General features: G+C 62.1%; 4 protein-coding genes and 1 pseudogene. All 5 read left to right on the top strand.

Features of this window, described 5'->3' with window-relative positions; translation table 11 throughout:
* Positions 1 to 231: pseudogene (locus tag L9Z73_RS26120) on the top strand (urocanate hydratase); the annotation flags it as partial.
* Between the two features lie 145 nt (positions 232 to 376).
* The gene (locus L9Z73_RS26115) at positions 377 to 1,807 is read left to right on the top strand and encodes a purine-cytosine permease family protein (RefSeq protein WP_247407354.1); all 1,431 of its coding nucleotides are present in this window, start codon (positions 377 to 379) and stop codon (positions 1,805 to 1,807) included.
* Positions 1,808 to 1,917: 110 nt separating this feature from the next.
* Positions 1,918 to 2,769 (top strand): ABC transporter permease, encoded by an 852-nt coding sequence (locus L9Z73_RS26110; protein ID WP_247407352.1) that lies wholly within the window; start codon positions 1,918 to 1,920, stop codon positions 2,767 to 2,769.
* Positions 2,766 to 3,590, top strand: a complete 825-nt coding sequence (locus tag L9Z73_RS26105; RefSeq protein WP_247407351.1) for a quaternary amine ABC transporter ATP-binding protein — start codon at positions 2,766 to 2,768, stop codon at positions 3,588 to 3,590. Before L9Z73_RS26110 ends, L9Z73_RS26105 begins: the two co-directional genes overlap by 4 nt.
* Before the next feature lie 133 nt (positions 3,591 to 3,723).
* On the top strand, positions 3,724 to 4,415 hold a 692-nt coding region (locus tag L9Z73_RS26100; protein ID WP_247407348.1), incomplete at its 3' end, for an aromatic amino acid lyase.

The following is a 4,415-nucleotide window of genomic DNA, read 5'->3' as shown; positions in this document are numbered from 1 at the left end:
AGCGGCGCGACCTGGGTCTCGCTGCACCACGGCGGCGGTGTGGGCATGGGCTTCTCGCAGCACTCCGGGATGGTGATTGTCTGCGACGGCACCGACGAAGCGGCCGAGCGCATTGCCCGCGTGCTGCACAACGACCCGGCCACCGGGGTGATGCGTCACGCCGATGCGGGTTACCAGATCGCGATTGATTGCGCCAAAGAGCAGGGCCTCAATCTCCCAATGATCAAGTAACAAATGTGGGAGGGGGCTTGCTCCCGATAGCGGTGGGTCAGTGCCAGATGTTCCGGCTGTCACACCGCCATCGGGAGCAAGTCGAATCGTCGCAGCGTCCCTCCCACACTGAACCTGTAAACAATCCATCAGAGGTTGAACACCCATGGCTGCAAATGACGCGCGTGCAAGCACCACCCCGTTGATCGAAAAGCGTTCGATCGACTACATCCCGGAAGCGGAAAGACACGGTCGTCTGTTTAGCCAGTTCACCCTATGGATGGGCGCCAACCTGCAAATCACCGCGATTGTCACTGGGGCCCTGGCCGTGGTGCTCGGCGGTGACGTGTTCTGGTCGTTGATCGGTCTGTTGATCGGCCAACTGCTCGGCGGCGGCGTCATGGCGTTGCATGCGGCGCAAGGGCCGAAACTTGGCCTGCCGCAGATGATCTCCAGCCGGGTACAGTTCGGGGTTTATGGTGCGGCCATCCCGATCGTGCTGGTGTGTTTGATGTACCTGGGTTTCACCGCCACCGGCACCGTGCTTTCCGGTCAGGCGCTGGGCCAGTTGTTCGGTGTCAGCGACAGCGTCGGTATCCTTATCTTTGCCAGTGTCATCGTGCTGGTCACGGTGCTCGGCTACCGGGTGATCCACTTCATCGGCCGGGTCGCCAGCGTCATTGGTGTGATTGCCTTTGTCTACCTGTTCAGTCGCCTGATGAGCCAGGCCGACATTGGCGCACTCCTGCAAATCCGCCACTTCAGTTGGAGCAGTTTCCTGCTCGCGGTGTCGCTCGCGGCCTCCTGGCAAATCGCCTTCGGCCCCTACGTGGCGGACTATTCACGCTACCTGCCGAGCCAGACGTCCTCGGTGAAAACCTTTCTGGCCGCTGGCGCGGGTTCAGTGATTGGCGCACAGGTGGCGATGGTCCTCGGTGTGTTTGCCGCCGCCCTGTCCAACGGGCAATTCGCCGGTCACGAAGTGGCCTACATCGTGGGCCTGGGCGGTACGGGGGCCACCGCTGCGCTGCTGTACTTCAGCATCGCGTTCGGCAAGGTCACCATCTCCACGCTGAACTCCTACGGCAGCTTCATGTGCATTGCGACCATCATCAGCGGCTTCCGCGGGCGCCTGGAAGTCACGCGCTTGCAGCGCCTGGCTTTCGTGCTGGCCATCGTCGGTACCGCGACCCTGATTGCGTTGCTCGGTCAGCACTCGTTCCTCGGTGCGTTCAAGTCTTTCATCCTGTTCCTGCTGGCGTTCTTTACGCCTTGGAGCGCGATCAACCTGGTGGACTACTACTGCATCACCCGCGAGCGTTATGACGTGACCGCGCTGGCCGATCCGAACGGGCGCTACGGGCGTTGGAACCCGCTCGGTATCAGCGTCTATGTGTTCGGCGTGCTGGTGCAATTGCCGTTCATCTCCACCAAGTTCTACACCGGTCCACTGGTCGCCGCCCTGGGTGATGTGGATATTTCCTGGATCATCGGTCTGATACTTCCCGCAGCACTTTATTACTGGGCCGCGAAGAAGTGGCACAGTGCAGTTCCTGAACATTTGATCCTGCCGGTCGAGTCGGGCACGCCTGGTTGAGCGCCGACGTGGTCAAGAAAATCGACGTGGCCTTGTAGGTCATGTGTGCCCGTCTACCCTGAGGAGCAAGCCGGGCGCCTGGCCACAACCCACTGGATCGAGAGCACGCTATGTTTCCTGAGAGTTTTACGTTTTCCATTGCCAACTGGGTCAACGGTTGGGTGGATGCACTGGTCACCCACTACGGCGATGTGTTCCGGCAAATCTCCGACACCCTGCTGTGGGCCATCGTCAACCTGGAAGGCGTGTTACGTGCCACGCCCTGGTGGCTGATGCTGGCTATCGTCGGCGCGGTGGCCTGGCACGCCACACGCAAGGTCGTGACCACGGTGGTGATCGTCGGCCTGTTGTTCCTGGTGGGCGCGGTCGGCCTGTGGGACAAACTGATGCAGACCCTGGCCCTGATGCTGGTCGCCACGCTGATCTCGGTGCTGATCGGCATTCCGCTGGGCATCTTGTCGGCGCGCAGCAATCGCCTGCGTTCGGTGCTGATGCCGCTGCTCGACATCATGCAAACCATGCCCAGCTTCGTGTACCTGATCCCCGTGTTGATGCTGTTCGGCCTGGGCAAGGTGCCGGCGATTTTCGCCACGGTGATCTACGCCGCGCCGCCGTTGATCCGTCTGACCGACCTGGGGATTCGCCAGGTCGACGGCGAAGTCATGGAAGCCATCAACGCCTTCGGCGCCAACCGCTGGCAACAGCTGTTCGGTGTGCAACTGCCGCTGGCGCTGCCGAGCATCATGGCTGGCATCAACCAGACCACCATGATGGCGTTGTCGATGGTGGTGATCGCGTCGATGATCGGCGCCCGTGGCCTGGGCGAAGACGTACTCGTCGGCATCCAGACCCTCAACGTCGGGCGCGGCCTGGAAGCCGGGCTGGCCATCGTGATTCTCGCCGTGGTCATCGACCGCATTACCCAGGCCTACGGTCGGCCACGGCATGAGGCGAACAAATGACGACGGTCAGCAAAATCGAAGTGAAAAACGTTTTCAAGATATTCGGCAACCGCGCCAAGGACGCGCTGGTGCTGATTGGCCAGGGCAAGACCAAGGACCAGGTGCTGGCCGAGACTGGCTGCGTGGTCGGCGTCAACGACCTGTCCCTGAGCATCGTCACCGGCGAGATCTTCGTGATCATGGGCCTGTCGGGCTCGGGCAAATCCACCCTGGTGCGGCACATCAACCGCCTGATCGATCCTACCAGCGGCGCGATCCTGGTCGACGGCGAAGACATCCTGCAACTGGACATGGACGCCCTGCGCGAATTCCGTCGGCACAAGATCAGCATGGTGTTCCAGAGCTTCGGCCTGCTGCCCCACAAGAACGTGCTCGACAACGTCGCCTACGGCCTGAAAGTACGCGGCGAAACCCAGCAGGTCTGCGCCGAGCGCGCGCTGCACTGGATCGACACCGTGGGCCTCAAAGGCTATGAAAACAAATACCCGCACCAGCTCTCCGGCGGCATGCGCCAACGGGTCGGCCTGGCCCGCGCCCTCGCGGCGGACACCGAGATCATCCTGATGGACGAAGCCTTCAGCGCCCTCGACCCGCTGATCCGCGCCGAGATGCAGGACCAGTTGCTCGAGCTGCAAAAGACCCTGCACAAGACCATCGTGTTCATCACCCACGACCTCGACGAGGCGGTGCGTCTTGGCAACCGCATTGCGATCCTCAAGGACGGCAAGCTGATCCAGGTCGGCACGCCCCGGGAGATCCTGCATTCGCCGGCGGATGAGTACGTGAACCGGTTCGTTCAGCGGCGGGCGGTGGTGGTCTGATCCAAAGCATGTGGAGCAGCACAAACACTCAAGATTGTAGGAGGAGGCTAACGATGTCCCAGGCTGCTCAAGCACAGCGCTTTGCTGCACCCGATTTTTCCCGAATTGCACTGAACAATAATTTCCAAGGAGCATGAATGTGACTGCGCTAACTCTGATTCCAGGCCAACTGACCCTTGCCCAACTGCGGGCCATCTACCAGCAGCCGGTAACCCTCAGCCTGGATGACAGCGCCACGGCGCAGATCGACGCCAGTGTCGCCTGTGTGGAGCAGATTCTCGCCGAGAACCGCACCGCCTATGGCATCAACACCGGTTTCGGCCTGCTGGCCTCGACCCGCATCGCCAGCGAAGACCTGGAAAACCTCCAGCGCTCCCTGGTGCTGTCCCACGCCGCCGGTGTCGGTGAGCCGATCAGCGATGCGCTGGTGCGGCTGGTCATGGTGCTCAAGGTCAACAGCCTGAGCCGTGGGTTTTCCGGGATTCGCCGCCAGGTGATCGACGCGCTGATCGCACTGATCAACGCCGAGGTGTACCCGCACATTCCGCTCAAAGGTTCGGTCGGTGCCTCCGGTGACTTGGCGCCCTTGGCCCATATGTCCCTGGTGCTGCTCGGCGAAGGCAAGGCGCGCTACAAAGGTGAATGGCTGGAGGCGAATGCCGCGCTGAAAATCGCCGGCCTCACGCCGCTGACCCTGGCCGCCAAGGAAGGCCTGGCGCTGCTCAACGGCACCCAGGTGTCCACGGCGTATGCCCTGCGTGGCCTGTTCGAGGGTGAGGATCTGTTCGCCGGCGCCCTCGCGTGCGGCAGCCTCACCGTGGAAGC

The sequence above is a fragment of the Pseudomonas emilianonis genome (assembly GCF_023072625.1).
Taxonomy (GTDB): Bacteria; Pseudomonadota; Gammaproteobacteria; order Pseudomonadales; family Pseudomonadaceae; genus Aquipseudomonas; species Aquipseudomonas paraveronii.
The sequence above is the reverse complement of the archived record's forward strand: the minus strand, read 5'-3'. Positions and strand labels throughout refer to the sequence as shown.

Coding starts and splice junctions, on each gene's coding strand:
- L9Z73_RS26110 (WP_247407352.1), top strand. CDS start 1,918: ATGTTTCCTGAGAGTTTTACGTTTTCCATTGCCAACTGGGTCAACGGT.
- L9Z73_RS26105 (WP_247407351.1), top strand. CDS start 2,766: ATGACGACGGTCAGCAAAATCGAAGTGAAAAACGTTTTCAAGATATTC.
- L9Z73_RS26115 (WP_247407354.1), top strand. CDS start 377: ATGGCTGCAAATGACGCGCGTGCAAGCACCACCCCGTTGATCGAAAAG.